22 protein-coding genes and 1 tRNA gene are annotated in these 25,502 nt (G+C 60.1%); 12 read left to right on the top strand and 11 right to left on the bottom strand.

What is annotated here, in order from left to right; all coding sequences use genetic code 11:
- The first annotated feature begins 64 nt into the window (after positions 1-64).
- Genes HMPREF2820_RS08060 through HMPREF2820_RS08050 form a run of 3 tightly spaced genes read left to right on the top strand, consistent with a single transcriptional unit; the run spans position 65 to position 1,045 of the window.
- Positions 65-337, top strand: coding sequence for a DUF4244 domain-containing protein (locus tag HMPREF2820_RS08060; RefSeq protein WP_070603589.1), 273 nt, complete (start codon positions 65-67; stop codon positions 335-337).
- A complete protein-coding gene (locus HMPREF2820_RS08055; RefSeq protein ID WP_070603588.1) occupies positions 330-683 on the top strand; it encodes a TadE family type IV pilus minor pilin in 354 nt (117 codons plus the stop codon). Before HMPREF2820_RS08060 ends, HMPREF2820_RS08055 begins: the two co-directional genes overlap by 8 nt.
- Entirely contained in the window at positions 680-1,045 is a 366-nt protein-coding gene (locus tag HMPREF2820_RS08050; protein ID WP_070603587.1) for an Rv3654c family TadE-like protein, read from the top strand. The genes HMPREF2820_RS08055 and HMPREF2820_RS08050 overlap by 4 nt, the downstream gene beginning before the upstream one ends.
- On the opposite strand, the gene HMPREF2820_RS08045 is transcribed toward HMPREF2820_RS08050, so the two are convergent.
- Positions 1,029-3,365: a DEAD/DEAH box helicase gene (locus HMPREF2820_RS08045; protein ID WP_070603672.1), complete on the bottom strand. Its 2,337-nt coding sequence runs from the start codon at positions 3,363-3,365 to the stop codon at positions 1,029-1,031. The genes HMPREF2820_RS08050 and HMPREF2820_RS08045 overlap by 17 nt on opposite strands.
- A gap of 315 nt (positions 3,366-3,680) precedes the next feature.
- On the opposite strand from HMPREF2820_RS08045, the gene HMPREF2820_RS08040 reads away from it, so the two are divergent.
- Entirely contained in the window at positions 3,681-3,884 is a 204-nt protein-coding gene (locus tag HMPREF2820_RS08040) for a cold-shock protein (protein WP_005511370.1), read from the top strand.
- A 253-nt stretch (positions 3,885-4,137) separates the two neighbouring features.
- On the opposite strand, the gene HMPREF2820_RS11075 is transcribed toward HMPREF2820_RS08040, so the two are convergent.
- The gene (locus tag HMPREF2820_RS11075) at positions 4,138-4,269 is read right to left on the bottom strand and encodes a hypothetical protein (protein ID WP_255468755.1); all 132 of its coding nucleotides are present in this window, start codon (positions 4,267-4,269) and stop codon (positions 4,138-4,140) included.
- 288 nt (positions 4,270-4,557) lie between these two features.
- Here HMPREF2820_RS11075 and topA point away from each other — a divergent pair, with 288 nt between their 5' ends.
- Positions 4,558-7,518, top strand: a complete 2,961-nt coding sequence (gene topA / locus HMPREF2820_RS08035) for a type I DNA topoisomerase (RefSeq protein WP_070603586.1) — start codon at positions 4,558-4,560, stop codon at positions 7,516-7,518.
- Between the two features lie 3 nt (positions 7,519-7,521).
- Here topA and HMPREF2820_RS08030 read toward each other — a convergent pair whose 3' ends face one another.
- On the bottom strand, positions 7,522-8,835 hold the full coding sequence (locus HMPREF2820_RS08030) for a DUF418 domain-containing protein (RefSeq protein WP_370546024.1): 1,314 nt from the start codon (positions 8,833-8,835) through the stop codon (positions 7,522-7,524).
- A gap of 210 nt (positions 8,836-9,045) precedes the next feature.
- On the opposite strand from HMPREF2820_RS08030, the gene HMPREF2820_RS08025 reads away from it, so the two are divergent.
- The gene (locus HMPREF2820_RS08025; protein ID WP_070603584.1) at positions 9,046-9,636 is read left to right on the top strand and encodes a hypothetical protein; all 591 of its coding nucleotides are present in this window, start codon (positions 9,046-9,048) and stop codon (positions 9,634-9,636) included.
- Positions 9,637-9,840 (top strand): helix-turn-helix domain-containing protein, encoded by a 204-nt coding sequence (locus HMPREF2820_RS08020; protein WP_005511351.1) that lies wholly within the window; start codon positions 9,637-9,639, stop codon positions 9,838-9,840.
- A 49-nt stretch (positions 9,841-9,889) separates the two neighbouring features.
- Here the strand turns inward: HMPREF2820_RS08020 and HMPREF2820_RS08015 are convergent, their stop codons facing one another.
- Positions 9,890-11,416, bottom strand: coding sequence for an adenylate/guanylate cyclase domain-containing protein (locus HMPREF2820_RS08015; protein ID WP_210398709.1), 1,527 nt, complete (start codon positions 11,414-11,416; stop codon positions 9,890-9,892).
- 82 nt (positions 11,417-11,498) lie between these two features.
- Here HMPREF2820_RS08015 and HMPREF2820_RS08010 point away from each other — a divergent pair, with 82 nt between their 5' ends.
- The 3 genes from HMPREF2820_RS08010 to HMPREF2820_RS08000 all read left to right on the top strand — a co-directional run bounded on the left by HMPREF2820_RS08010 (position 11,499) and on the right by HMPREF2820_RS08000 (position 14,231).
- On the top strand, positions 11,499-12,842 hold the full coding sequence (locus HMPREF2820_RS08010; RefSeq protein ID WP_070603582.1) for a DNA polymerase III subunit delta': 1,344 nt from the start codon (positions 11,499-11,501) through the stop codon (positions 12,840-12,842).
- Positions 12,843-12,976: 134 nt separating this feature from the next.
- Positions 12,977-13,049, top strand: a tRNA-Thr gene (locus HMPREF2820_RS08005).
- 210 nt (positions 13,050-13,259) lie between these two features.
- On the top strand, positions 13,260-14,231 hold the full coding sequence (locus HMPREF2820_RS08000) for an N-acetylmuramoyl-L-alanine amidase (protein WP_070603581.1): 972 nt from the start codon (positions 13,260-13,262) through the stop codon (positions 14,229-14,231).
- Positions 14,232-14,247: 16 nt separating this feature from the next.
- Here the strand turns inward: HMPREF2820_RS08000 and HMPREF2820_RS07995 are convergent, their stop codons facing one another.
- Both HMPREF2820_RS07995 and HMPREF2820_RS07990 read right to left on the bottom strand, forming a co-directional pair.
- Positions 14,248-16,299, bottom strand: coding sequence for an acyl-CoA dehydrogenase family protein (locus HMPREF2820_RS07995; protein WP_070603580.1), 2,052 nt, complete (start codon positions 16,297-16,299; stop codon positions 14,248-14,250).
- A gap of 217 nt (positions 16,300-16,516) precedes the next feature.
- A complete protein-coding gene (locus HMPREF2820_RS07990) occupies positions 16,517-17,860 on the bottom strand; it encodes an MFS transporter (RefSeq protein WP_070603579.1) in 1,344 nt (447 codons plus the stop codon).
- Between the two features lie 750 nt (positions 17,861-18,610).
- On the opposite strand from HMPREF2820_RS07990, the gene HMPREF2820_RS07985 reads away from it, so the two are divergent.
- Together HMPREF2820_RS07985 and HMPREF2820_RS07980 are read left to right on the top strand one after the other, a co-directional pair.
- The gene (locus tag HMPREF2820_RS07985; RefSeq protein ID WP_070603578.1) at positions 18,611-19,900 is read left to right on the top strand and encodes an MFS transporter; all 1,290 of its coding nucleotides are present in this window, start codon (positions 18,611-18,613) and stop codon (positions 19,898-19,900) included.
- 129 nt (positions 19,901-20,029) lie between these two features.
- Positions 20,030-20,995, top strand: coding sequence for a GDP-mannose 4,6-dehydratase (locus tag HMPREF2820_RS07980; RefSeq protein WP_070603670.1), 966 nt, complete (start codon positions 20,030-20,032; stop codon positions 20,993-20,995).
- Between the two features lie 62 nt (positions 20,996-21,057).
- Here the strand turns inward: HMPREF2820_RS07980 and HMPREF2820_RS07975 are convergent, their stop codons facing one another.
- The 5 genes from HMPREF2820_RS07975 to HMPREF2820_RS07955 all read right to left on the bottom strand — a co-directional run bounded on the left by HMPREF2820_RS07975 (position 21,058) and on the right by HMPREF2820_RS07955 (position 25,495).
- A complete protein-coding gene (locus HMPREF2820_RS07975) occupies positions 21,058-22,053 on the bottom strand; it encodes a DsbA family protein (protein ID WP_070603577.1) in 996 nt (331 codons plus the stop codon).
- A gap of 49 nt (positions 22,054-22,102) precedes the next feature.
- Positions 22,103-22,525: a DUF2304 domain-containing protein gene (locus tag HMPREF2820_RS07970; protein WP_070603576.1), complete on the bottom strand. Its 423-nt coding sequence runs from the start codon at positions 22,523-22,525 to the stop codon at positions 22,103-22,105.
- Positions 22,522-23,214, bottom strand: coding sequence for a glycosyltransferase family 2 protein (locus HMPREF2820_RS07965; RefSeq protein WP_048732520.1), 693 nt, complete (start codon positions 23,212-23,214; stop codon positions 22,522-22,524). Before HMPREF2820_RS07965 ends, HMPREF2820_RS07970 begins: the two co-directional genes overlap by 4 nt.
- 23 nt (positions 23,215-23,237) lie before the next feature.
- Positions 23,238-24,059, bottom strand: a complete 822-nt coding sequence (locus HMPREF2820_RS07960; protein WP_049192969.1) for a glycosyltransferase — start codon at positions 24,057-24,059, stop codon at positions 23,238-23,240.
- An 80-nt stretch (positions 24,060-24,139) separates the two neighbouring features.
- Positions 24,140-25,495, bottom strand: a complete 1,356-nt coding sequence (locus HMPREF2820_RS07955) for a hypothetical protein (RefSeq protein ID WP_070603575.1) — start codon at positions 25,493-25,495, stop codon at positions 24,140-24,142.
- Positions 25,496-25,502: the final 7 nt, after the last annotated feature.

The following is a 25,502-nucleotide window of genomic DNA, read 5'->3' as shown; positions in this document are numbered from 1 at the left end:
ATCCAACACGCACCACACCTCACAACTGACCTGTCACTCGACATCCACATAGGGGGAAACACTCATGACCACTCAAAACTCCAACCATCCAGCCAACCGTCCAACCAACTCTTCAACCAATCCGCTGACCGCTGCGCAGTCCCAGCTGCGCTCGTATTTGCACAAGCGTCTGCGCGCACTGGTAACCGAGGAAAATGGCATGTCAACCGTGGAATATGCTCTCGGAACGATCGCTGCCGCCGCTTTCGGAGCCCTGCTCTACACCATCGTGACCGGCGGCGATATCACCCAGGCGCTTACCGACATCATCGAAAGGGCGCTCAACACCGATGTCTAGCCGCATCCGCTCTACGCTTCATCGCCTGTGCGTCGGCGACGAAGGCCAAACGACGGTAGAAACCGCTTTCGGTCTCGCGGCGCTGGTCACGGTCATGGTCACGGCTCTGTCAGGGCTGGTCACCATCGCAATGTACCTAGGGCTTACCGACGCAGCCGGAGCCATCGCACGGGCTGAGGCGCGGGGCGATGTGGAGACAGTAGCCGAGCTCCGCGCCGACGCGGATGGGCAGGTCGCGATATCGGAAACCTCCGGTACCGTGCGCGTGACCATTCGGCGCTCAGCGGGGCCATTTTCGCTGGAAGCACGCGCGGTCGCACTGCGGGAAAGAGCGGCATCGTCATGAGAAACGTGACAGCCCGCCTTCTCCGCGAAGAAGAAGGTTCCACCACAGTCGCAGCCGCACTGTTCATCGCCGCTTTCGTCGTTCTGACTTTGGTCGGAGTTACGGCCGGGGTGAGGGTGGTGCAGGCTCGGCAGGCAGCGGTAGCAGCGGACCTGGCCGCGGTGGCCGGCGCCGTGGCAGCGCAAGAGAGCGACGACGCCTGCAAAGCTGCGGGGTCAATCGCAAAAGCTAACCACGCACGCCTTGTGACCTGTGAGATTGATGGGGAGGACGTGCAGGTCAGCGTCCAACGAAAGGAGAGAAAAGCCACGTCCAGAGCAGGGCCGGTAGCGGTGGAGGATGCTGCTACTGGCCGTCGTTAAGCGCGCGCGACACCCCACTGAGCACCTTGATTGCGCCGGCTTTGTCCAACGGATCGTTGCCATTGCCGCACTTGGGCGACTGGATGCACGATGGGCAGCCGGATTCGCACTCGCAGGCGGCGACGGCATCGCGGGTCGCGCGAATCCACTGCGCGAAGGCCTCGTAGCCACGGTCGGCAAACCCCGCACCACCAGGGTGCCCGTCGTACACAAAAACGGTGGGCTGCTGGGTATCGGCGTGCATGACCGTGGAAACACCGCCGATGTCCCAGCGGTCGCAGGTGGCAATCAGTGGCAGCATGCCGATAGCCGCGTGCTCGGCTGCGTGAAGAGCCCCCGGCGCGATGTCGGAGCCCACGCCCCACGAGCGCAGGGTGGACTCGGGCATTGTGTAGGCCACGGCGCGCGTGACCAAGCGCTGTGGAGGGTAGTCAAGTTCAACACTGTCGAGAATCTCGCCGGTATCCAGGCGACGAAGATAGGAGGTGACCTGGTGAAAGACCTCGACCTGGCAGGAGGCGACCTGTAAGCCCTGGTAGTGGCGCATATCGTCAATATCGAGGATGCGGATGGTGGTGTCCATGCGCGAGCTGGTGGAATAGCGTGGCTGCTCGGGGTGGACTAGGGCGACGAGGCTATTGAAGTCCAGTTGGTCAACAACGTAGGACTCGCCGCGGTGCAAGTAGACGGCACCGTCGTGGACCTGCTGCATCGCCCGGCCAAGATCGATGGTGCCAAGCAGTCGACCATCGGTCTGGTCGACGATAGCTACTTCCTGGCCATCGCCGCCACGGACGTTCACGGCATCGTGAGCAGTGGCGATACGCGGCCCTTCATCGCGGTCGGTTGGGTAGTAGACGGGCTCTTGTCCTTCCCAGGTGCGCTTGCGCAACCAGCCTGCGGACACCATGTCTTCGGCTACGGGCAAAGTTCCCCACGCTTGAAGCTGGCTGGTGGTGACGGGCTTCTCCACAGCCGCGCAGTAGAGGTGTGACCACACCACATGCGGGTTGCGGGGATCGAAGACGGTCTTTTCCACCGGCCTGCCCAGCAGTGCGGACGGGTTGTGGACCAAGTACGTGTCCATGGGGTCATCGCGAGCCACCAACACCACCAGTGCGCCCTGACCACGACGACCCGCGCGGCCGGCCTGCTGCCAGAATGAAGCGACCGTGCCCGGGAAACCGGCCTGTACCACCGCGTCGAGGCCACCGACGTCAATGCCCAGCTCCAGGGCATTGGTGGTGGCGACACCTAGCAGGTTGCCGTCATCGAGCATGCGCTCGATGTCGCGGCGTTCTTCGGCCAGGTAGCCGGCGCGGTAAGACTCGATGCGCTCAGCGATATCGCTGCGGCGGCGCTTTTCCAGGCGCTCGCGCACCCCGAGTGCAACCTTCTCGGCACTGCTTCGCGAACGGGTGAAGGTCAGGGTGCGGGCGCCCTCGACAAGCAGGTCGGCCATGATGTCCGCGGCCTCGGTCGGGGCGGGGCGGCGCACGGGGGCGCCGTTCTCGCCTTGGAGGTCGGGGAGCAGGCCGGGTTCCCACAGGGCGATAGTCCGCTCGCCGACCGGGGCGCCGTCTTCGGTGATGGCCTCGACAGGCTCGCCGATGAGGCGACGAGCCTGGTCAGCGGGGTCGTTGGTCGTCGCAGAGGCAAAAATCACGGTCGGCGAGGCACCGTACTCGCGGGATAGCCGCAGGAGGCGACGCAGAATTTGGGAGACGTTGGCGCCGAACACGCCTCGATAGGCATGACATTCGTCGACGACGATATAGCGCAGGTTGCGCAGCATCCGCGTCCACCGAACATGGTTGCCGAGGACCGAAACATGCAGCATATCGGGGTTCGTAAACACCCAACGGGCATGGTCGCGAATGGCGCGCCGGGCATCTTGTGGGGTGTCGCCGTCGTAAAGCGAAATCAGTGAACTCAGCGACACCGGCGCCATCGCGCGTGCAGTGTCCAGCTGATCGGCGCCCAGCGCCTTGGTCGGAGAGAGGTACAGCGCGGTGGCCGCGGGGGTGGCGGACAGTTCTGTGAGCACGGGCAGCAGGTAGCCGAGCGATTTACCCGACGCCGTGCCCGTCGCGACGACGCAGTGCACGCCCTCGCGGGCAAGGTTCGCGGTTGTCGCCTGATGAGTCCACAGGTTCTCAATTCCGCGATCTACCAGCACTTCTCTCAGCCAATTTGGCACCCACTCAGGCCAAGGCGCAGTCACGCCAGCGCGTGCAGGAAGATCCGCAATGTGCGTCACCGTCGCCCGCGGATGCGCACGAATAACCGGCCCCAGCAGCTCCCGCCCAAACGACTCCACCGACACCACCCTTTCCTGTAAACGCGCACTTCATATGCTTGACGACGCTGCCTATCAGCCACATTCTCGCTATTCGACACCCCAGTTTGTCAGGGTCTCGAACACGGGTTTACGGGGGTGGCAAGAAGCTGTTCCTAATCGGCGCTCGCGCCCCAAACGTGGCAGACTTTTTGAGTGTATCGCCCGCCAACGGGCACCCAGCAAAAACTCGCACGAGGCGAAAGGGTGCTTTGGCCGTGTTTACCCCATCGTGTGTGGCCGGATGTGCGTGGCGAATACTTGTTTTATCGAATCCTGAAGTTGGGAAGTTTTGTAATGGCACAGGGTACTGTGAAGTGGTTCAACTCGGAGAAGGGCTTCGGGTTTATCGCCCCAGCTGACGGTGGCAACGACGTGTTCGTTCACTACTCCGAGATCCAGGGCACTGGTTTCAAGACGCTGGAAGAGAACCAGGCAGTCGAGTTTGAGATTGGTGAGGGCCAGAAGGGTCCGCAGGCTCTGGACGTGAAGCCTCTGTAAGTCAACCGTTTCCGGGTTGAACTGGGCTATTGTCTGGTTTGGCGCACGGAATTTTTGGCTTTTCAAGGTCCATGTTGTGTTCATGGGGTGAGCCTTGATTCTCCCACGCGGAAAGTAATTTCTGCGTGGGATTTTTGCATTTCTGGTGGCAGTGGGTCAATCCGAGTTACTGACTACGTTTATGACAAAAATGGCCCGAAAAATGGCTTGAAAGTGTCATAAACTCATACAGTTTCACATTTGCAGCCCGCGATCACGCGGCCGCTGCGGCGGCTGCGCCCGCTGCGGCCTGTCGTGGCCAGCCACTGACAGCCACGGGGATGATCATGGCCAGCCGCACAGCAGCCGTCGGGTCGGCAACTGCCGGCCACCGGGGATCCCCCACAGCAGCCCCTTCAGTCACACCCAAAATCCGCCCGATACTTGAGGAATCCGCGCGACAAACTAGATTGTGTGTACGGTATTCCTTATATTCTTCATATTCTTTCCAGATAATCTTCCGGGGAGAACGCGGCCGGGAACTGATTTGCACTGATCGGAACCGGTTGGAACCGATTGCGGGCTTCTCACAGTTGAAGCCCGGCCAGAGTCCGGCCAAGAACCCCAAGATTTAAACGAAAACCAGAATCTAAACAGTCAAAAACATTCAACGTTGCAGGATAGAAAAACTTCTATGGCGAATTCAGACGGCCTCAAGCGCCTTGTAATTGTCGAGTCGGCGACGAAAGCTCGCAAGATTCAGCCGTATCTCGGCGATGATTACATCGTGGAGGCGTCGGTGGGACATATTCGCGACTTGCCCCGTGGCGCAGCCGACGTTCCGGCTCGTTACAAGAAGGAGCCCTGGGCTCGTCTGGGCGTTAATGTCGACAACGGATTCGCTCCGTTGTATGTCGTCAGCGCTGATAAGAAGAAGAAAGTCGCCGACCTGAAGGCCAAGCTCAAGGAAGTCGACGAACTCTATCTCGCAACTGACCCCGACCGTGAGGGCGAGGCTATTGCCTGGCACTTGCTGGAGGTTCTGAAGCCCAAGGTGCCGGTGCGCCGCATGGTGTTCCATGAAATCACCAAGCAGGCCATCTTGGAGGCCGCCGCCAACACTCGTGAGCTGGACCAGAACCTGGTCGATGCCCAGGAAGGTCGCCGTATCCTCGACCGCCTCTACGGTTACGAGGTCTCCCCGGTGCTGTGGAAGAAGGTCATGCCGCGCCTGTCGGCAGGCCGTGTGCAGTCGGTGGCAACGCGCGTCATCGTCGAGCGTGAGCGTGAGCGCATGGCGTTTATCTCCGCTGAGTACTGGGATGTCGCCGCAACTTTGGACACCGGCTCGGCTTCTGCTGATGCCAACCAGCCGAAGGAATTTGTCGCAACCCTGACCAGCGTTGATGGTCAGCGCGTAGCGCAGGGCCGCGACTTCGATGACCGTGGCCAGTTGAAGAAGTCTGAGGGCATTCGGGTCGTCGATAAGCAGCTCGCCGAAACCCTGGCGGCGGACCTCGTGGGCTCTGAGCTCAAGGTCGCGTCGGTGGAGGAGAAGCCGTACACCCGCCGGCCGTACCCGCCGTTTATGACGTCCACGCTGCAGCAGGAGGCCGGCCGCAAGCTGCATTACACCTCTGAGCGCACGATGCGTGTGGCGCAGCGTCTGTACGAAAACGGTCACATTACCTACATGCGTACCGACTCCACGACGCTGTCCAAGGCCGGCATCGACGCCGCGCGTAAGCAGGCGTTGGAGCTTTACGGCTCGGAATACGTCGCCGATGCGCCGCGCCAGTACTCGCGCAAGGTGAAGAACTCGCAGGAAGCGCACGAGGCGATTCGCCCGGCTGGTGAGACATTCGCAACGCCAGGTCAGCTGGCTGGCTCGCTGGATGCCGAGGAGTTCAAACTCTACGAACTAATCTGGCAGCGCACCGTCGCCTCGCAGATGGCCGACGCGCGCGGCACGTCCATGAAGGTCACCATCGCAGGTGCTACCGACACACACGCCGTCGAGTTCGCCTCCACTGGACGCACGATTCGTTTCCCGGGCTTCCTCAAGGCATACGTCGAGGTCTCCGCGCTTTCCGACGGTCGCAAGGTCGCCGACAACGCCGAGAAGCGTCTGCCACAGTTGACGGAAGGCCAGGGCCTGACGGCCACGGACTTCAGTGCCGACAGTCACTCCACCAACCCGCCTGCGCGCTTCACCGAGGCCAGCTTGGTGAAGAAGATGGAGGACCTGGGAATTGGTCGTCCGTCGACCTACGCGTCGATTATCAAGACCATTCAGGATCGCGGCTACGTCTACTCCCGCGGCAACGCTCTGGTGCCCTCGTGGGTGGCCTTTGCCGTGGTGGGGCTGATGGAGGAAGCGTTCTCCGATTTGGTCAACTACGACTTCACCTCCGAGCTGGAGGATGAGCTCGACGGCATTGCTGCGGGCAATAAGGATCGCACGACCTGGCTGACCGGTTTCTACTTCGGCGATGACAAGGATCACCGCCACAAGGGAGCCGACGCTATTGCGACCCACGGTGGTCTGAAGAACATCATCGATGTGAACTTGGAATCGATTGATGCTCGGAAGGTCAATTCGCTCCACCTTTTCGACGATGCCGAGGGCAACCCGATCATCGTTCGCGTTGGCCGCTATGGGCCGTACCTGGAGCGTACGCGCCCGGGGGCCGGTGAAAACGGCGCCGACGAGGTGCAGCGTGCCAACATCCCGGAGGCCATGACTCCGGACGAGCTGGATCTGGCTGCTGCCGAGAAGCTGCTGGCGATGCCGCAGGGCGGTCGTGAACTGGGCATTAACCCGGCTAATGGCCGCATGATTGTTGCTCGCGATGGCCGCTACGGCCCCTACGTCACCGAGCTGGTCACCGATGAAGAACGCGAGAGTGTCGTAGCCAAGGCTGAGGAGATCATCGCAGCTGAACGCGCCGAAGAGGACGCTCAGCGCGCTGCGGAGGGCAAGCGGAAGAAGAACTGGGAAACCAAGACCGCCGCCAAGCAGAAGGAAAAGCGCACCGCGGAAATCATCGAGGAAACTCTGAAGCCGAAGACGGCCTCGCTGTTTTCCTCCATGGAGCCGTCGACTGTCACGCTGGAAGAGGCTCTGAAGCTGATGAGCCTGCCGCGCGAGGTCGGTGTCGATCCGGTCGATAACGAGGTTATTACCGCTCAGAATGGCCGTTACGGTCCGTACCTGAAGAAGGGCACGGACTCGCGTTCACTGGCCAACGAAGAGCAGATTTTCACCGTGACTTTGGACGAGGCGCGTCGTATCTACGCTGAGCCGAAGCGACGCGGTCGCGCTGCTGCGAAGCCACCGCTGAAGCAGTTGGGTGACAACGATGTCTCCGGTCGCCCGATGTCGGTGAAGGATGGCCGTTTCGGTCCGTACGTCACCGATGGCGTCACCAATGCTTCGCTGCGCAAGGGGGATACCCCTGAGACGCTGACTGATGCCCGCGCCTGCGAGCTGCTGTCTGAGCGTCGCGCGAAGGAAGCTGCTGATGGCGGCACCAAGAAGGCTGCCAAGAAGTCGACTCGCAAGACCACGAAGAAGGCTGCGAAGAAGACCACCAGGAAGGCGGTCAAGCGCACCACCAAGCGAGTGGTGAAGGCGACCCGCCGGGGCAAGTAGGGCTTAAGGGGCCGCCGTGCCCGCCGCGCTCGGCGCACCCGGCGCATCCTGCGGAGCAGGCTTGGGGCCGCCGACCCCGGCCAACTCCGCCCGCATTGTCGGCCCGTACGACAGCCGGCGATGCACTTTCTCGAACGGCCCCTGCATGCCGCGACGCTCCATCGCCCACGCGGCGAACAATGTCACCAACCAGACGCCCACAGCAATGAGAGTTTGCACGAACGCGCCCATGTCGCGCGGGATGTCCAGCATAAACGGGTATACCAGCACAAAGAAGATGACCGACTGCATCAGGTAGCCCGTCATCGAACGCTTACCGAGTGCCACAATCGGCACCAACCAGCCAGGCACAGCCGCGCCCGCGTTCAGACGTCGCTGGAGCGGCTGCAGCGCCAGCGCCAAACCGGCCAGAATTCCCGGGCCGGTGAAGACTCCAGCAAAGCTATTGATAACCACGAAGGCCATGTGCTGTCCGGCTGGAAGAACACCAATCGCTGCCAACCCCATAGGGATGCCGATACCGAAAGCCACGACCACAGCCACCACGAGCCACCGAATAAGCAGGGGGCGGTGCGCGTCAACGTCGTCAAGCACGCCCTTGCGAGCCCACACGAAGCCAATCATCATCACCGGCAGGTAGAGGAACAGCTGCAGCGGCAGGGTAGTGATGCTCATTGTCAGGACCTGCAGATTCGCGGCGAGCATATCCAGGTAACTTGTTTCAATCGCACCGCCGTTGACGAACTGGCTCATGTCGGAGCCGACGAACTCGGCGTCGGGCATCGCAATTACGAATCCCAAAAACAGCAGGCTCAGTGCAGCGTTGATCGTCAGCGCAATCCACGCGAGAATCGTCAGCACCTTGTTGCTGAGGCCCATAAGTAGCCCGAGGATGATGCCGCAGATGCCATAGAGAAACATGATGTCGCCAAAGAACAGAAACAGCATGTGCGCGATGCCGAACAGCCCCAGGAACGCATAACGCTTTACGACGACCACCCGCGCCCGCGACCGTGGAAAGTTCCTCCTGGCCAAACTGCGGACAATGAGTCCGACACCGAAGCCGAGCAGCGTTGCGAACATTGGCAACCCGCGATTGTGTGCGGTCACGGCGGTAAACAGCACGGTGGCCTTGTCGGCGATGCTGTCGCTTATGACGCCGCCGAAGAATGCTGCGGGCAGTTCGGGATCTGCAACCAGCCAGGCGGTGGCAATGTTCGCGATCGCGATGCCGAGGAGAGCGAACCCGCGCGCAGCGTCGGGGACGAGCATGCGAGGTCTGGGGTTGGGGCTAGAACTGGGTCGGTTGTCAGTCATTCCTCCAACGTAAAGGATTGGCGGGAGGGTGCGCAGGTTGGCGGTGGACGGCGATTGTTGCAGGAGCCTTGCGGCATATCGAAAAGCGATATAGTATCGAAAATCGATACATCGAATAACGATGTGTCGGGGGGTTTGGCTGCAGCTCCAAGCGTCCCGCAGAATAATCTCACTAACCGCGCCAATTACGGTGCAGTAAGGAAGTTAGCTATGGCATCTCCACAGACCAAGAAGCCAAAGGACCCGTATGTCAATCAAACTAAGGAGCGCCGGGATGTAATCGTGAGCCTTTTTGCCGGAGTGTTTGCACTGGCTTACATTTTGCTCCAGCTCCGCCATCCGGTTCTTCATCAGCAGTTCCCCAGTGATCTGACCCTGCTTTTGCCCGAAGTGCTGGGAAGTGACAAAGGGGTTCCTATCGAGGTTATGAGTGGTGGAGTCCTCTCCTTGTTTATTGCTGCGACTGTTGTTCGATGCGCTATCGTCGCCGCGATTGCCGTGCTCTGCGTGTTGTTCTCACTCTCGTACCTGAAAGGCGAGTTTTTTACAGTTAAGACTGCGCGACGAGTTATGGCTATCTCCTGGCTGGTAGCGATGTATCCGGCAAGTAGTTTCCTGCAGCATATGGGCGAAAACTGGGTCGCAAGTAGCCTGAATCTGAGCACGTGGTACCAGCGTGATCATGCCGATTTCAATGAGCACCTGGGAATATGGTTTGTGCCTATGATAGTCATCTCCACTCTCGGAGTTATGTTGTTCCGAGCTGCGCGAATGCAGGAAGATCAGGAAGGACTCATTTAAATGGCGAAGGTTGTGTGCCACTTAGATGAGCTGCTTGAAAGCCGCGGAATGACGTTGGCAGCCCTTTCCGAACAGGTCGGGGTCACTCCGGTCAACCTCTCAGTGCTGAAAAACAACAGGGCGAAGGCCGTGCGATTCACGACGCTCACTATGTTGTGCGAAGCGTTGGACTGCCAGCCAGGAGATTTATTCTCGGTGGAGTAAGTGTGCTCGCCGTCTGAGAAGTCTAGGGGTACTGGGCGCCCAACGAGCCCTAGGCTTCGTCGGCAAGCGTCGGGCGCACCGGGCGTGCAAGCTGCGTCATGTGCGTACGGCCACGCAGCTCCACAGACTTCAGGGTGGTCCAGCGAGCCTGCTCGTCCTCGTTAGCCAGGCGAATAGTAGAAGCCGTGGCGAGCACGCGGCCCGGGGTGTCCTTGGCCAGCTCGGTCAGACGGGCAGCCTGGTTAACCGCGTCACCAATGACCGTGTACTCAAAGCGGTCGCGGGCACCGATGTGGCCGGCGACAACGTGCCCGGCGGAGACGCCAATACCTGCGGTGAGCTGGAGGTCGAGCAGTTCCTCGCGCAGTTCACGGGCGGCTGTGAGGGCGTGCCCAGCAGTGTCATCGAGGGGCAGGGGAGCGCCGAAGACAGCCAGAGCCGCGTCACCCTGGAACTTGTTGATAATGCCCTTATTGCGGTGCACACAGTCAACAACGTGGTCGAAGAAGGCATTGAGCTCACGGACAACGACTTCTGGTGAGTTCTTCTCCGCGAAGTTGGTCGAACCAATCACGTCCACAAACAGCACCGCGACGAGGCGATTCTCGCCGCCCAAAGTCGGCTTTTCTTCCAGAGCCTTACGGGCGACCTCAGACCCGACATAGCGGCCGAAGAGGTCACGGACCCGCTGACGCTCCTGCAGGCCACGCATCATTTCATTGAAACCCGCCTGGAGAACGCCCATCTCGGAGCCGTCGTAAATAGGCACGCGCGTATCCACCTGGCCCTGGCGGACCTTGTTAATTGCGCCCGTGAGATCCCGAATCGGGTCAACGATGGACATGCTGGCCAGCATCGTGCCGAAATAGCCGGTAATCAGAGCCAGAATTGCCAGCGCGGTGATGGTGGGCAGCAAATCTGCCGCATCATCTGTGAATAGGCCACGGCGCTGACCAATCAGCACAAGCAGGATTGCCACCACTGGAACACCACTGGTCAACACCCATGTCTGGCGCAGGCGGTGACCAATCGGTGGCTCCAGCGAGGAATCCGGAGCCCTACGCGCCAGCGCCTCCACAGCAACCGGACGCACCATGCGCTCCGCAATCAGATAGGTCAACAGCGCCACCATTGCGCCACCGAGTACCGAGGTGAGCAGCACCATCATGCCAATCTTGCTGTCATAGGCGAACGCGACTCCGCTGAAGACAATCACGCCCAAAGACCAGATGACGGTACCCAAAAGTGCCTGGTAGACGGGCACGCGCATGACCAGATAGCGCACCCGCCGCGGATCGTGCATATCCGGATGACGCTGCCATTTCACCAGCGGTTTGAACAGGATCCAGGTAGTGCCGATACCTGCGATAATTGCCAGAACCAGGTACCCAGCCAGGGCATAAATGACACTATTAGCCAACCGTGGCAAGTGAGTTTCTTGGTTCAGTGGCAACAGCATGCCGAGGAACAAGCCGACAATCATGGCTCCGACAAGGTTGCAGACGAAGATAAATGAGGCATAAGCAGGCCACATTGTCCCACTTAGCCATTTCAGATTTCGCCAGAGCCGTTGCATGACTACTACCTTAGTGGCAACCCCGGATTGCAGGGAGTAGTTACCTCACAAGAGTCTTGTGGGGCGCGCTAGAGTTGTGGCCATGACAGAGCGCAGCGTGTTTTCTCGTATGCCCGAAACCGGTGGGGTACGCCAGCGGCTGCAGGCTGCTGTGCGCGCTGCGCATTATCGCTTTGCCAATGGTCAACCGCTGGCAGGCGATGGGGCGGAGGTTTCGCCGGAAGGTGGGGACGCGGGGTCGTCGTTAAGCGATGTGCCACGCGACTCGGACATGACGCACGCCTGGCTGTTCACTGGTCCTGCGGGGTCGGGGCGGTCGGTGACGGCGACGGCGTTTGCGGCGGCACTGCTGTGCACGAGGCATGACAACCCCGGATGCGGCGAGTGCGAGGGCTGCCGGACGGCGCTGGCGGGAACGCATGGCGACATCAAAATCGTGCGCCCGGAGGGCACCATTATCTCGGTGGCGACGGTGAGGGACGAGCTGCGGCCCTGGGCTTACAAGATGCCCACGACGGCGGATTGCCGCGTACTGATCATCGAAGACGCCGACCGTCTCAACGAATCCGCCTCAAATGCGCTGCTCAAGGTGGTGGAAGAGCCGCCGTTGCGCACCGTCATCATCATGTGCGCACCAACGACGAACGCGGAGGATTTCTCCGTCACGCTCCGTTCGCGCTGCCGCCATGTCTATGTGCCGACGCCGCATATCGACGATGTCACAAACCTCCTGCGCGCCGAGCGGCCAGAGCTTACCGACGAGCAAGCGGTCTGGGCCGCGACGGTGTCCAATGGTCACATTGGGCGTGCGCGCGGCTTTGTCTCCGATGAGGGCTCGCGTGCCTGGCGGGGCAAGGCTCTGGATTTCGTGGAGGCCGTGTTCGACCCGGCGAAGTCGTACGTGGCGGCGCGTGAGCTAGCCAACGAAGTAGCAGGCGAGGTCAAGCGGCGGATGGAGCCGCTAGAGGCTGAGGAGCTGGAGAACCTCGAGCGTTCGCTGGGCGTCGGGGCGTCCGGTAAGGGAGCGCAGGCGGCACTGCGTGGCTCTAAGGGCGTTATCAAGGAGCTGGAGGAAAATCAGAAGCGGCGACGCAGGCGCGCGGAGTCGGATCTGATCGACCTGTCGTTGACCGACATTATGGGGCTTTACCGTGACGCCCTGGTGCTGGCGTTTGGGGCCGAGCGTGGTGGGTCGGCTTCTGACGCTGATTCCGAGTTTGGGGATGGCTCCGTCTACCTCATTAATCCCGACCGTCGTCGGACAGCCACGGAGCTAGCCCGGCGCCTTCCGCCGGAGGCGATATTGGCCTCCATTGATGCTGTCACCGAGGTGCGGGGCATGCTCGTGACTGCAGTGAAGTTGACGGTCTTGATGGATGAATTGATGGCTAAATTGCAGATCGCGGGGCAGGTTGGCCGCAGGTAATCCGGGAGAAGCTCCCAATTTAGCGGACTGTAGGCCCCATTTTGGTAGCGATGGGGGCAGTGCAGTAGTATTACCGCTTGTACATTTTGTGCAGGGTTATTTCTGCTTGCTTGAAAGCTCGGCGCAATGTGCGTGCCGCCTTAGCTCAGTCGGTAGAGCGTCTCACTCGTAATGAGAAGGTCGCGAGTTCGATTCTCGCAGGCGGCTCGGTTGGAACCGGGATCCTTCTAAAGGGGTCCCGTTTTTTATTTTTTGGATCGGTCAAACATGAGTAGAGTGAATCCAGCGGCAGGCCGAGGACTGCGGTGATTCTCCGAGACGAAGGGGGAGGGACTTTCGGAGCTGGGGACTCTCAGTCGAGTGTTTGGTACTGTTACTCAGCACAAGGCAGGTACGCGGAAACTAGGAGAACGCACTATGCGGCAGTCCGGACACCAGCGACTAGCAGTGCAGCGATCAGCAGGACGACTAGCTGTGGCTTTGGTGGCTGCGGCAGTTTTGCCAGCCGGTCTTGTAGCTTGCACCATCGACACGGAGGCTTCCAAAGCAGGAAGCGCTCAGCAAGCTGCGTCGACAGAAACGCAAACGTCGTTGGCAGCTGAGGAAGAAGCCATGCAGATGCCGAACCCCACTCCGCCGAATGAGGAGTCTGCAATGCCTGATTCTGCTAACCCCGACGCAGTCGCTCCGGGCGATGCACAACAACAGCAAGCTAATCGCGCTACTTCGCGTGCCGACGGCTCCAGCGCTGTAGCCGGCAAGGTCATCTATCTCGACCCGGGACACGCCGGCACCCCACCATCAGCGGACATGATGGTCACTGATGGTCGTGGTGGACAGAAGCCGTGTAATACCTCCGGAACTGCTTCCAACGACGGTTTCCCGGAGCACGAGTTCAACTGGCTGATGGCACAGGAAATCAAGCAACTGCTCGAACAGCGCGGTGCCCAGGTGCTACTCAGCCGCGAGGATGACACCGGTCGTGCAGATTGCATCGATGCCCGTGCGGAGAAGGAAAATGCCTCCAACGCCGATGCCGTGGTGAGCCTCCACGCAGATGGTGCTGGAGAGGGCAACCGCGGATTCCATGTGTCTGCGATCTCTCAGCCGCTCGCCAATAATGACGAGCAGGGATCTACCGCGCTGGCAACCGCGCTGCGCGATGCTTTCGTCGCAGCCGGTTTTGCTCCATCCAACTACCTTGGCAGCCAGGGGCTGAATCCGCGCGCAGACCTCACCGGACTCAACCTATCGACGAAGCCAAAGGCGCTGGTCGAATACGGCAACATGCGCGACAGCAGCGATATTGCCCTCTTAAACTCCAACGAAGGCCGTCAGCGCTTGGCAGAGGCCACTGTGGCTGGGCTGGAAGGATTCTTGGCGCAGTAGCCAACCGGCCAACCCGCTAACTAGCCGGGTTGGCCTTAGCCTTCGGCGTCATTGCGTCGTAAGGCTCCATCATGGGGATATCCAGCATGGTGCTGGGGGTGCCAAAGGCGTCGACAAGTACCTCAGACCAGGGGCCAAGGGAATCAACCAGATCAGCCAAGCCCGCCCGCGCACCCTTGGTGCGAGTACCGGTGAGCAGTGACTGCTCCAAGAACCAGCCGGCGTTATCGCAGACGACCGACAGGAAGAACACATCACGAACCTGCTCGAGCACTTCTTGAGAGCGCTCGTCTGTGAGTGTGGATTCGGCTTCGAAGAATGCTTCCAAGATCATGCGATCTATATGCGCCCACGCGCAGGAAATCATGTGGTCCTGGACTTTGTCCACCAGCTTCACGGCTTCTTCCACAGGCAGTTTCCGCGCCGGGCGCAGCCTGCGAGCTAGGGACTTGAGAAGTCGATTTTCGCGCTCGATGAGCAGTTGCATCTGGCTGGCGGGGTCAAAGAGCGAGGACTCATCAGCGTCAGTCAGCGCATCCAAGAGGTTCTGAACGACGGCGTCCGCACCGGTGCGACGGCGCAAAATGCCACTGAAATTGTCGAGGCCGAAGCGCACCATTTCCAGGTTGGAAAAACTCTGTACCTCCCGGGCAAAACCACCTAAGAGTTCCTTGGTGACCAGCTGCAACATCACCACGTTGTCGCCCTCAAAGGTAGTGAATACGTCGGAGTCCTCTTTGAGAATGGTCAACAGGTTCTCTGCCATGTAGCCGGCTCCACCGGTGGCCTCACGCATCTCCTGGATGGCGTCGGTGGCATGTGCGGTGTTGGCGACCTTCAATGCGGCGGCATGCGCCTCCACTTCACGCAAATCGCGAGCCTGCTCCGGGGTGAGATTCGCACGGTCCAGCCCCTCCGCTTCGAGGTCGTGAATCCGCTTGATTAGCAGGTTGGTGGCAAATTGCAGACCGTACGAACGCGCAATGCGGGGGAGTAGTCGGATTCGGTGTTGGCGGTGCTCAATGAGCTTCTTTTCCGGCAGCGAATCGTCGGGAGCAAATTGGCGCCGCAAGTGTGCGTACTTGGTGCCGATGGTCAATGCGGTGCGGGTTGCCGCACCAGCGGCCGCACCGACTGTCACGCGGCCGCGCACGAGGGCACCGAGCATTGTGAAAAACCGTGCATTGGGGCTGTCAATATCGCTGCTGTACTCGCCAGTGGCCGAGACATCTGCAAAACGGTTAAGCAGGTTCTCCCGCGGCACGCGGTAGTGATCGAACATGAGAGTGCCGTTGTCCACGCCCAAGAGGCCGCCCTTGGTGCCGTGGTCGCCGATAGCAACTCCGTCGACAGGCGAACCATCATCATTGCGGATTCGAGCGACAATGCAGTGCACACCATGGGATTCTTCCTGCCCTGGTGTGTAGAGCTGGCAAAAGACCGCAGCCCAGCGCCCATCGCGCGCGGCATTGCCCAAAAACCACTTCTCAGAGGAAGCCGTAGGGGAATTGAGGATGAATTCTTCCGTCTCGGGGTCGTAGTGCGCCGTGGTCTCGAGTGATTGGACGTCCGAGCCGTGGCCGCGCTCGGTCATCGCAAAGCAGCCGAGAGCCCGCAGCTCAATGAGGTCACGCACCAACTCGCCGTGGCGCTCAGTTCCCAGGTTGCTGACAGCGCCACCGAAAAGGCCCCACTGCACGCCGGACTTCACCATCAACGACAAGTCGGTGCAGCCGAGCATTTCAATCCCGGAGAGAGTGCTACCGGTATCTCCCGTGCCGCCCTGGTCAGTGCGGAAAGCGCCATAGGGCATGCCGGTCTTAAGCACCTTGGAAAGCGCGTCGGTGGTGTGCTGCCTGGCCTCCTCCACGGTCAGCCCAGAGGTGGGCCGCAGGGAGGGGTCTTCTAGAAGGACGCGGACATCAGCGCGCGCCTCGGGGAAATAGCCGTCCAGGGCCTTTTGCAGTGCACCTGCCACTTCCGGTTCAGGACGGGAGGGGAGCGTCTTCGGACCGTCGGTCGAGCGACGGCGGGGGATTCGCGCGGAGCTGGAAGAAGTCTGTGCCATAACCCAACGTTAATGGGATATCTGGGGCTTGTCAGCCGCTTTCGACTGAGAAACTCATGAGGAAATCGGGGCCGCGGCAAGAGAAAACCAGTTACCGAGATAAAAGGAAGGCGGAAACGCAAAAGCCGTCGTCAAGCAAATGCTGCGTTGTGCAGTGCTTGACGACGGCTCGCGGAATCAGCCCGCCCCGGTGGGGCAGAGCCCTTAGCTCTGAGAACTAGACGCGCGACTTAACTTCGTCGAGGTTAGTTTCCGGGTGCTCGATGAGGTCTCGGTCTTCAAGACCCTTCGGCAGCAGGAACAGGGCAATCAGGGCTGGGATAGCCATGACCATCAGGTAGATGGAAATGTAGAACGGGTTGCCGGTGGCGTCCATGATCATCTGGGCAATCATCGGAGCGAATGCACCACCCAGGACAGCGCCGATAGCGTAAGCGATGGAAGCACCGGAGTAGCGAACCTCAGCCGGGAACATCTCGGAGTACATGGCCGGCTGCGGGCCGAAGGTCAGCGCCAGCGGCAGGGTGAGGACTGCAACGGTCATGACGTAGAGGAACGGGCCCTTATCCAGGATGTTCCACATGACGGCTTCCCAAATCATGATCAGGACGTAGCCGATGATGAAGGTCTTGGCGCGGCCGATACGGTCGGACCAAGCGCCGGCCATGAACATGAAGATGGTCCAGCAGATACCGGCGACGAGAGTGCCTGTCCAAGCGACGGTTGCGGGGTAGCCCAGTGTCTTCTGTGCGTAAGCGCCGAAGAATGCGATCACGAGGTAACCGGTAGCCTGCTGAGCAGCGAAGATCAGGGCGCCCTGGATGACCTTGCCCCAGTGGTTGCGGAAGAGCTCCGGCAGCGGAGCGGAGCGCTCAGCAGACTCAGCCTGCATAGCCTGGAAGACAGGGGACTCGTCGACGGTGCGACGAATCATGTAACCAATCAGAACCAGGATGAAGGACAGCAGGAATGGCACACGCCAACCCCAGTCCATGTAGGCTTCCTCGCCGATGATTGCCATAACAATCAGCATGGTGCCGGTAGCCAGGGTCAGACCCAGCGGAACACCGGCCTGCGGGAATGCGCCGTAGATACCGCGCTTTTCCTTCGGTGCGTACTCCACGGACATCAGGGCTGCACCGCCCCATTCGCCACCCGCGGAAAGGCCCTGGAAGATACGGAGCAGAACCAGCAGGATAGGTGCAGCGATGCCGATTGACTCATAAGTCGGCAGCAGACCGATACAGAAAGTAGCTGCACCCATGCCGATGAGGGTGAAGACCAGAATCATCTTGCGGCCGTAGCGGTCACCGATATGGCCGGCGACGATAGCGCCAAGCGGGCGGAAGAGGAAGGAAATACCCAGGGTTGCCCAGGCGAGCACCTGAGCGACCTGTGGGTTCGACTTCGCAGCCGGCTCGATGAAGTGCGGAGCGAGCACGATAGCTGCGGCCTGAGCGTAAATCAGGAAGTCATAAAACTCGATGGTCGTACCCACGAGAGTTCCCGTGAGTACCTTGCGGCGCTGCTTGGGATCATTCGCGATGATCGAAGTAGTCATAAATAACAAGACTTTCTTTACATACCCGTCCGCACGGCCATCGAGGACCTTGGCGATCTCAGCGGTCGTGCAGAAATCGCCCCAGGTTTTTCTCAGCCAGCGTTTGGGGAATGGACAGATTGTTTGACGGTGTCGAATTCTTACACAGCCAGGTCGGTAGCGACCAGCGTTTGAACTTCAGCGAGCGATGACAAAAAGTGAACAACGGGGGTAATAGGGGGTGGTGAATGGCGGTCGAATTCCTTTGTTTGTGACCGGATTCATTTCCTGAATGTCTAGGAAAGGTGGAATCGGGGGTATGCAAAGGGTGCGGAAAGGGCGCTGCTTAACGATGGGTCGTTTTCGGCCTAATGTGTGCGACCTGATGGCCGTTTGTGCGTGAGACTGTCTTAAATAGGGGAAATCTGCGTTTTATGGCTGTTCGGCTACCCCCACATTGAACTAATTTGTAATTATATAATCAGAAGTTATGTGAATGGTGTGGCAAACGTGACGCAAGATATGAAAGAAGTAACGGAATAATAACGATGTAGTGTCGAAAAGATCATTGCCCCCGGATGGGGCAGGGGCGCAAGGTCGGCAACATGCCACCCCGAGACGGGGGTGTGAGCCCCAGGTTTCAGGGGCATTTTGGGGCGGTGGTAGCGCCAAGCGCCGAAACCACCCCGACACATCTTTTGTGGTTAGCCCCCGTAACTCAATTTCCACCATTGCGCGTAAGACGCTGGGGACCGTCGTAAAGTAAACGACATGTCTTCTCACGCAGGAACTAACGGCAATGAAAATGAGGTACCTCACGGCAGGGCCAAATCCAATAAAGGCACGCCGTTGTGGCTGCTCGCCGCAATTGCAGTTTTCGCCGTCGCGTGGGGTGGCAATGAATTCACACCGCTGATGGTGATGTACCGCGAAAACGCCGACCTGGCGCCGGTGTTCATTGACCTTCTATTGCTGGTCTACGCCCTCGGCATCGCACCGGCACTGCTGATTTCTGGCCCAATCTCGGACCGTATCGGCCGTAAGCCGGTGATGCTCGCCGCGCCGGTGCTCTCGATTCTGGGCTCGACTCTCATCGCGCTGGGCGAGACCATCGCCCCGCTCATCCTCACTGGTCGTTTTATCTCGGGCTTGGCAGTCGGCATTGTCATGGCCGTGGGCGGCTCGTGGGTAAAGGAGCTTTCCGATCCGCGCTTTGACCCCAAGGCCACCTCCACCTCGGGAGCGAAGCGTCAGTCCATGGCGTTGACCTTGGGCTTTGGCCTAGGCGCGGGCATTGCCGGCACGCTGGCGCAGTTCGCACCGCTGCCGGGGCAGTTGGCTTATATCATCCACATCCTGATCTCCATCCCGACAATCTTCGGTCTTGTGGCTGTGCCGGAGACCCGCCAGTCGCCGCACCTGGGAGGCAGCAACGCTCCGCACGAGACTGTCTGGGAGTCCCTACACACCCCTTCGGTAACTAACCGTCGCTTCCTGCTCGTCGCCGCGATGGGAGCGCCGTGGGTCTTCGGTGCAGCCGGTGTTGCCTACGCAATCATTCCGTCGTTGCTGCAGGACCACGTCTCCCAGCCAGTGTTCTACTCCGCGATGGTCACACTGTTTGCGCTACTCTGTGGTTTTGGCATTCAGCAGATTGGTCCACGCTTTGTAACCGAGCACAACGCCCGCGGTTCGCTAATCGCAATTGGCATTGTGGTCATCGGCATGGGAATGGCCGCATGGATGTCCACCAACCCCACCGCAGTGACGGCGTTTATTGCAGCGCTGGTGCTGGGCACGGGCTACGGCCTGGCCATGTTTACCGGCCTCAACGAGGTCCAGCGCATCGCCGGCCCGCGCGACATGGCCGGGCTGACCGGTATCTTCTACTGCCTGACTTACATCGGCTTCGCATTCCCGGCAATTCTGACCAAGCTCTCCCAGTCCATCTCCTGGATGACCTACCCGGTCATGCTCGGTGGCGGTATGGTCATCGCCATCCTGATGGGCTTGGTTATTTTCTTCAATTCCACTGTCAACCTGCCACAGCGCGCTGAGTAATCTCGCATTCCTCGGAAGATTAATCAACCCCGTCAATGTGAGGTTGGCACACGTATAAGCGGTTTTCCTTACTAAGCGCCTATAGTTCTTCCTATGGAGAAGCACAAGAACGAATCACCGGCCACCGCGATGACAGAATCGTCGGCAAGCGCGAAACCGCGTGCGCTGGTGACGGGTGGTGCGGGATTTATCGGTTCGACGCTGGTTGACCGGCTGCTGGCTGAAGGGTACGCGGTCACGGCGCTGGACGATCTCTCCCACGGAAAGCTGGAAAACCTCCAGCAGGCATCGCTTAACGACGACTTTGAGTTCATAACCGCCGATGTGCTGGAGGTGGACTGGGACGAGCTGCTCGAGCAAAGCCGTCCGGAGGTTATTTTCCACCTCGCAGCGCAGATTGATGTGCGGATTTCCGTAGCCGACCCGGTGCGGGATGCGACGCTGAACATCATTGGCACAATCAAACTTGCCGATGCGGCCCGAAAGCACGGTGTCCGCAAGGTTGTGTTTACATCTTCGGGCGGTTCCATCTACGGCACGCCGGAGGAGCTTCCGGTGTCGGAAAGCGTGCCGGTCAATCCGATGAGCCCCTATGCCGCCTCAAAGGCGACGGGCGAGCTGTACTTGAATATGTTCCGCAATCTTTACGGGCTCGAATGCTCGCACATCGCGCCGGCAAATGTGTACGGCCCGCGACAGGATCCGCACGGCGAGGCCGGTGTGGTGGCTATTTTCTCCCAGCGTCTGCTGGCGGGAGAGTCGACCAAGGTGTTCGGTGACGGCGGAAATACCCGCGACTATGTGTATGTCGACGATGTGGTGGATGCTTTCTACCGCGCATCCGGCGAGGTCGGTGGCGGAATGCGCTTTAACATTGGCACCGGTGTCGAAACTTCGGATCGTCAGCTGCACTCGTTGGTGGCGCAGGCTGCGGATGCCGAGGATAACCCGGAGTTTGCACCGCCGCGCACTGGTGATGTGGCGCGGTCGGCGTTGGATCCCACGCGGGCGCGTGAGGTACTCGGCTGGGAGCCGGCTATGAGTATTCAGGAGGGCGTTGCCCGTACTGTGGAGTACTTCCGGAATCAGGGCTAGCACAACTTACGCGGGCGGCTTCATGCACTCGCCCGCATAAGTTAGCAGCAAGTCAGCGCAACTTACTTGCCAGCTTCTTCCATGCGCTTAGCGTGGATGAGAGCCAGCTCGATATTGTCCTCGAACACGTCAAGAGGCTGTGCGCCTGAGACGAACTGAGTGCCAACGAGGAAGCCCGGAGTACCGGAAATGCCCAGCATGGAGCCAAACTGGGTGGCATTCTTGACTGCCTCGGTCCACTTGCCGTCCTTCAGCTCCTTTTCAAAGCGCTTCATGTCCGGCACACCGGCCTCGCGAGCGACGGCAATCAGGTCCTTCTCAGTGAACTCCGGGTGGCCCTGGCCCTTTTCCCCGGCCTTCTTAAACAGCGCACGGGAGAACTCCCAGAACTTTCCCTGCGCTGCTGCGGCACGGCCGGCCTCAGCGTCCTTGATGGCCTTCTCGCCATTGATGGCCATGTCGTTCCACTCCAGGCGGACCAGTCCCTCGTTGACGTACTTTTCCACGAGGTCAGGCTCGGTTTCGTTTGCGAACTTCGCGCAGAACGGGCACTCGAAGTCCGAGTAGATCGAGATTACGACCGGCGCATCCACTGCACCGAGAGCAAAAGGATCATTTTCATTGCGGCGGTGGACATTGTCCATGTCCTCCGGGGACTTCAGCTGTGCTCCCGCCTTTGGTCCGTAGATGCTGGCGTCGAAAGAGCCATTCGGGCCAGGCACTGGCGCGATCTCGCCCTTGCCTGGTGCAACGCCCGCCATGTTGACGGTGCTCACGCCGTTGAAGCTAGCCGAACGCGAACCAGCGAAGAAGCCCGCTGCACCGACAACAATCAATGCGACGACAGCTAGCGCCCATGCGGCGTTCGGAATCGAGTACCACGACTTAGTTTTCCCACCGCTGTCGGCAGACCAGGACTCCAAATCCTGCTCAGTGGGGACCGGCTGAGAATCCTGCTGGGGTTCCTGCGGTGTCGCCTGCCACGCCGTGTCTGCCGGGGGCTGCTGCGAATCACTGCTGTTGTCAGCGGCTGCGTTGTCCTTATTTTCTTCGCTCATGGCTTCTATGGAACCACAGCCTCAGATTCACATGCGCTTAGCGTGTCGATTAGTCGGACGGAGCGTTGTTCTCAACGTTCGTCGCGCTGTCCTTTTGACTGTTCTGTTGGCTGCCCGAAATCACAATTTCTTCTTCCGGACGCACAGCGGTCTTCAAGGCCACTGCACGAGCCAGTCGCGCGTAGCGTAGCTCCTGTTCGCGGAAGCGGATGTAGGACGACACCGTGGTAAACACGAACGCCAACACCAGTACGTAGAGCAGCAAATCGGTGCCCCGGGTCACACCAATCCAGTTGGCCACCACGGTCAGATCGTCGGGACGCACGATTGCCCACAGGCACGCGACGACGAAAAGGACGAATCCCAGCTTCACGCCCGCCTTGGCGCGTGCTTTACGACGGTTAGCGACGAAGTAAGCCACCAGGCCCACCATCGCCAGCAGCAACATAATTTGAACGATGGATGCGGTCATGGCAGCCTCTTCGAAATCAGGGAGTCGGCAAGGATATTGACACCGTTGAACAAGGATTGCCCTTTGGACATGGAGTATTCCGTGTAGAGGATATCCACCGGCTGCTCAGCGGTACGCCAGCCTCTGTTGTCCATGACCTCGACAAATTCGGAGGCATGGCTCATGCCGTTCATGCGCAGGTTCAGTTGCTCTGCCACCGTGCGGTTGAAGGCGCGCAGGCCGTTGTGGGCGTCGGTAAGACCGAGCCGGCGCGTGCGTGGTGACAACATGACCACCGTCTTGAGGACAATTCGCTTAATCAGCGGCACCTGGTCATCCTCGGCGCGAGGGCGGCCGAAACGGGTTCCCACAATGATGTCGATTGGTTCGGTGCGCAGTCGCTGCACCATGGCGACGACATCCTTGACCTGGTGCTGGCCATCGGCGTCGAAGGTGACAAAGTATTTCGAGCCAGCCTGCGCGCGAGCGTATTCCACGCCGGTCTGGATAGCCGCCCCTTGACCCAAATTGACAGGGTGGTTGACCAGGTGAGCGCCAGCTCTGTGGATCTCCAGGCTGGAGTTATCCGAAGAGCCGTCGTTGACCGCGACAATGTTGGGGAAGGTCTCGCGAGCGTGCTCGAGAACCTCACGAATAACCTGGCCCTCGTTGTAGCACGGCACAATCAGCCAGGTGTCCGAGAAATCCATGTTGTCAGTCATCGCTCCGAAGCCTACCGCACAAACAATCGTCGATACGCGCGTGACATGAGCTGAGTTGGCAAAAGTCGGAAAAGTGTCCGCACCGCCAAGTTAAACACCGCCCGCGGCCTGGAAATCAGCCCCTCAGCTACCAGCGTGCGCTGGAGCTGACGTTCACCGCGGATGATGCCGCGCGAGGTTCGCCGCTCGAACATGCCGTCGGCGCGAAAGTACACCAGCGGCTCGGGCAGATTCTCAAACTTCGCGCCAGCGGCCATGAGGCGCACCCAGAGGTCGTAGTCCTCCATCAGACGGATGTCGCGATACCCACCGACCTCACGCACCTTCGCCGTTCGCAGCATCGAGGAGGGGTTATTCACGGGTGAATTAATCTTGATATAACGCGCAATCTCGGCGTGCGTCTGCGGCAGAGTCCGCACGCGCACCACGTTGTCCGGCGTGCCCTCGAACTCCGCCATTGCACTGCCCAGCACATCCAACTCCGGATTAGCGGTCAGCACGTCCCACTGCTTTTCAAAGCGGTCCGCACGCGCAATATCGTCCGCATCCAGCCGCGCCACCCATGGCGTTTCCACCAACTGAAGACCCGCCTGCGAAGCCACTCCCGAGCCGCCATTTTCTGCACAACGCAGCACGGTCATCTCCGAATGCGCCTGCTCATGCTTGACGACGACCCGGTCGAGTTCCTGCCCGATCGGGCCATCGATGACCACAATGACGTGCGCGGCCGGACGCGTCTGGTTCCACAGCGACTGCAGCGCAGCATCGAGCTGGTCGGGGACGACGCGGTGGTAGACGGTCATGAGAACCGTGAGGTTAGTGATGGTGGACATGTGAGTCTCGAACCTTGGGAGTTGCAGGGGGATTTGGACAGTTTTTTTTGGGGGGGGGGCGGTATTGGATGCGGGTGGTGTTATTCCACCGCAAAAGCCTCCGATACGGCTGACCTGGCAGCACGTGGGGAAAGTTTGCGCAGCGCAAGCAGGTGAATGACGACACCTACTGCAGAGCCTACGGCGATAGCCGCGACCGTGCGTACCGACAGGTGCCCAGGGAGGAAAAGAATGGCAACGGCGATCGTGGTCGCAGCCAACCAACCAATCAGATACATATGGTGCTTTTCCACTGCCAAGGTGACCGAGCCGGTAATCATCAACATGGCGGTCAACGTCGCACCGAGCGTCAGCGCTGCGAGCACCGGCCCGGACACGTGATAGCTATCGTCCAGGATGAGAGTCATAATCCACGGGCCGATGAGCCATGCCAGGCCTGCGCCGAAGGCGCCGAAAGCAGCCAGCGCTCCCAACGGCTTGGCCAGCGCTGCCAGCACGCCCTCGGAGCGGTGCCGGACAAAGCTCACAATGATGGCGTTTTGGAACTTCTCCAAGGGCATGAGCAGCGGAGCGCGGGTCAGCGTTACGGCGTAGGCGATACCCGCAATGGTCACCGCTGCGGTGAAGTTGTTGGCATGCGGCGGGGTAAGCGACTCGGCTATCCCGGCGCCAGTGGTGACTGCTTCGCCGGCAATCTTGACGATTGTCGGAAAACCTGTGACCAGCACAGCAGATGCGCCGGATGCGCCCATGGCCGTGACCATGAGAGTGATGAAGCGGCGCACCGGGACGTCGGCACGCGCGAACATGACCGAGCGGGTTGCCGGGGAAAACAGCGCGAGAATGAGCCAACTGACAGTGCCGAATACCGTGATAATCAGCCAGGCCAGCAGGCCCCAGCCGAAGTACCAGGCGATGAGTGCCAGAGCCACGCGCACGAGAATGTCAATCATGATTAGCGCGGCGTAGGGGCCCCACAGTTGGCGGCCGCTGAGCAGACCCGAGGTGGTGGCCTGCATAGAGTACAGCGCCAGACCAAAAGCCATAAGCAGAATTGCAGTGCCGGCGTCATCCTGCACGACCAGTGGGGCCCACAGCGGACCCGTCACTGCCATGGTGACGAAAGTAACTGCGGCGACGCCCAGGGACACTGTGATGGGACGAGCGCCGAGAACTTGACCTGCTTCCGAGGCTCCCTGCTCCTGCCTCTGCTCCTGTTCTCGCTCCCGCTCCCGCGATTCCGCAGCGCCGATTGCGCGCGTGGTCTCCTGCATCAGCCCGCCGAGAACACCCGTGAGCGCGAAGAAAAGCCCCCAGAACGCCACGAACTGCAGGTTTATAGCATTGGGAAGTGCGCGAGCCGAGATAATCAGCACCGCGAAGCTGCCTATCGCCGCGACAATCGTGGCCAGCGACAACCATTTGAAACCGGACATTGACGTG

This window comes from Corynebacterium sp. HMSC064E08 (assembly GCF_001811805.1).
GTDB classification, from domain to species: Bacteria; Actinomycetota; Actinomycetes; order Mycobacteriales; family Mycobacteriaceae; genus Corynebacterium; species Corynebacterium jeikeium_D.
This window is presented reverse-complemented; position numbering and strand designations above follow the sequence as displayed.

Excerpts from the sequence above, each read along its gene's own strand:
- HMPREF2820_RS08060 (WP_070603589.1), top strand. The coding sequence starts at position 65 with ATGACCACTCAAAACTCCAACCATCCAGCCAACCGTCCAACCAACTCT.
- HMPREF2820_RS08055 (WP_070603588.1), top strand. The coding sequence starts at position 330 with ATGTCTAGCCGCATCCGCTCTACGCTTCATCGCCTGTGCGTCGGCGAC.
- HMPREF2820_RS08050 (WP_070603587.1), top strand. The coding sequence starts at position 680 with ATGAGAAACGTGACAGCCCGCCTTCTCCGCGAAGAAGAAGGTTCCACC.
- HMPREF2820_RS08040 (WP_005511370.1), top strand. The coding sequence starts at position 3,681 with ATGGCACAGGGTACTGTGAAGTGGTTCAACTCGGAGAAGGGCTTCGGG.
- topA (WP_070603586.1), top strand. The coding sequence starts at position 4,558 with ATGGCGAATTCAGACGGCCTCAAGCGCCTTGTAATTGTCGAGTCGGCG.
- HMPREF2820_RS08030 (WP_370546024.1), bottom strand. The coding sequence starts at position 8,835 with ATGACTGACAACCGACCCAGTTCTAGCCCCAACCCCAGACCTCGCATG.
- HMPREF2820_RS08025 (WP_070603584.1), top strand. The coding sequence starts at position 9,046 with ATGGCATCTCCACAGACCAAGAAGCCAAAGGACCCGTATGTCAATCAA.
- HMPREF2820_RS08020 (WP_005511351.1), top strand. The coding sequence starts at position 9,637 with ATGGCGAAGGTTGTGTGCCACTTAGATGAGCTGCTTGAAAGCCGCGGA.
- HMPREF2820_RS08015 (WP_210398709.1), bottom strand. The coding sequence starts at position 11,416 with ATGCAACGGCTCTGGCGAAATCTGAAATGGCTAAGTGGGACAATGTGG.
- HMPREF2820_RS08010 (WP_070603582.1), top strand. The coding sequence starts at position 11,499 with ATGACAGAGCGCAGCGTGTTTTCTCGTATGCCCGAAACCGGTGGGGTA.
- HMPREF2820_RS08000 (WP_070603581.1), top strand. The coding sequence starts at position 13,260 with ATGCGGCAGTCCGGACACCAGCGACTAGCAGTGCAGCGATCAGCAGGA.
- HMPREF2820_RS07995 (WP_070603580.1), bottom strand. The coding sequence starts at position 16,299 with ATGGCACAGACTTCTTCCAGCTCCGCGCGAATCCCCCGCCGTCGCTCG.
- HMPREF2820_RS07990 (WP_070603579.1), bottom strand. The coding sequence starts at position 17,860 with ATGACTACTTCGATCATCGCGAATGATCCCAAGCAGCGCCGCAAGGTA.
- HMPREF2820_RS07985 (WP_070603578.1), top strand. The coding sequence starts at position 18,611 with ATGTCTTCTCACGCAGGAACTAACGGCAATGAAAATGAGGTACCTCAC.
- HMPREF2820_RS07980 (WP_070603670.1), top strand. The coding sequence starts at position 20,030 with ATGACAGAATCGTCGGCAAGCGCGAAACCGCGTGCGCTGGTGACGGGT.
- HMPREF2820_RS07975 (WP_070603577.1), bottom strand. The coding sequence starts at position 22,053 with ATGAGCGAAGAAAATAAGGACAACGCAGCCGCTGACAACAGCAGTGAT.
- HMPREF2820_RS07970 (WP_070603576.1), bottom strand. The coding sequence starts at position 22,525 with ATGACCGCATCCATCGTTCAAATTATGTTGCTGCTGGCGATGGTGGGC.
- HMPREF2820_RS07965 (WP_048732520.1), bottom strand. The coding sequence starts at position 23,214 with ATGGATTTCTCGGACACCTGGCTGATTGTGCCGTGCTACAACGAGGGC.
- HMPREF2820_RS07960 (WP_049192969.1), bottom strand. The coding sequence starts at position 24,059 with ATGTCCACCATCACTAACCTCACGGTTCTCATGACCGTCTACCACCGC.
- HMPREF2820_RS07955 (WP_070603575.1), bottom strand. The coding sequence starts at position 25,495 with ATGTCCGGTTTCAAATGGTTGTCGCTGGCCACGATTGTCGCGGCGATA.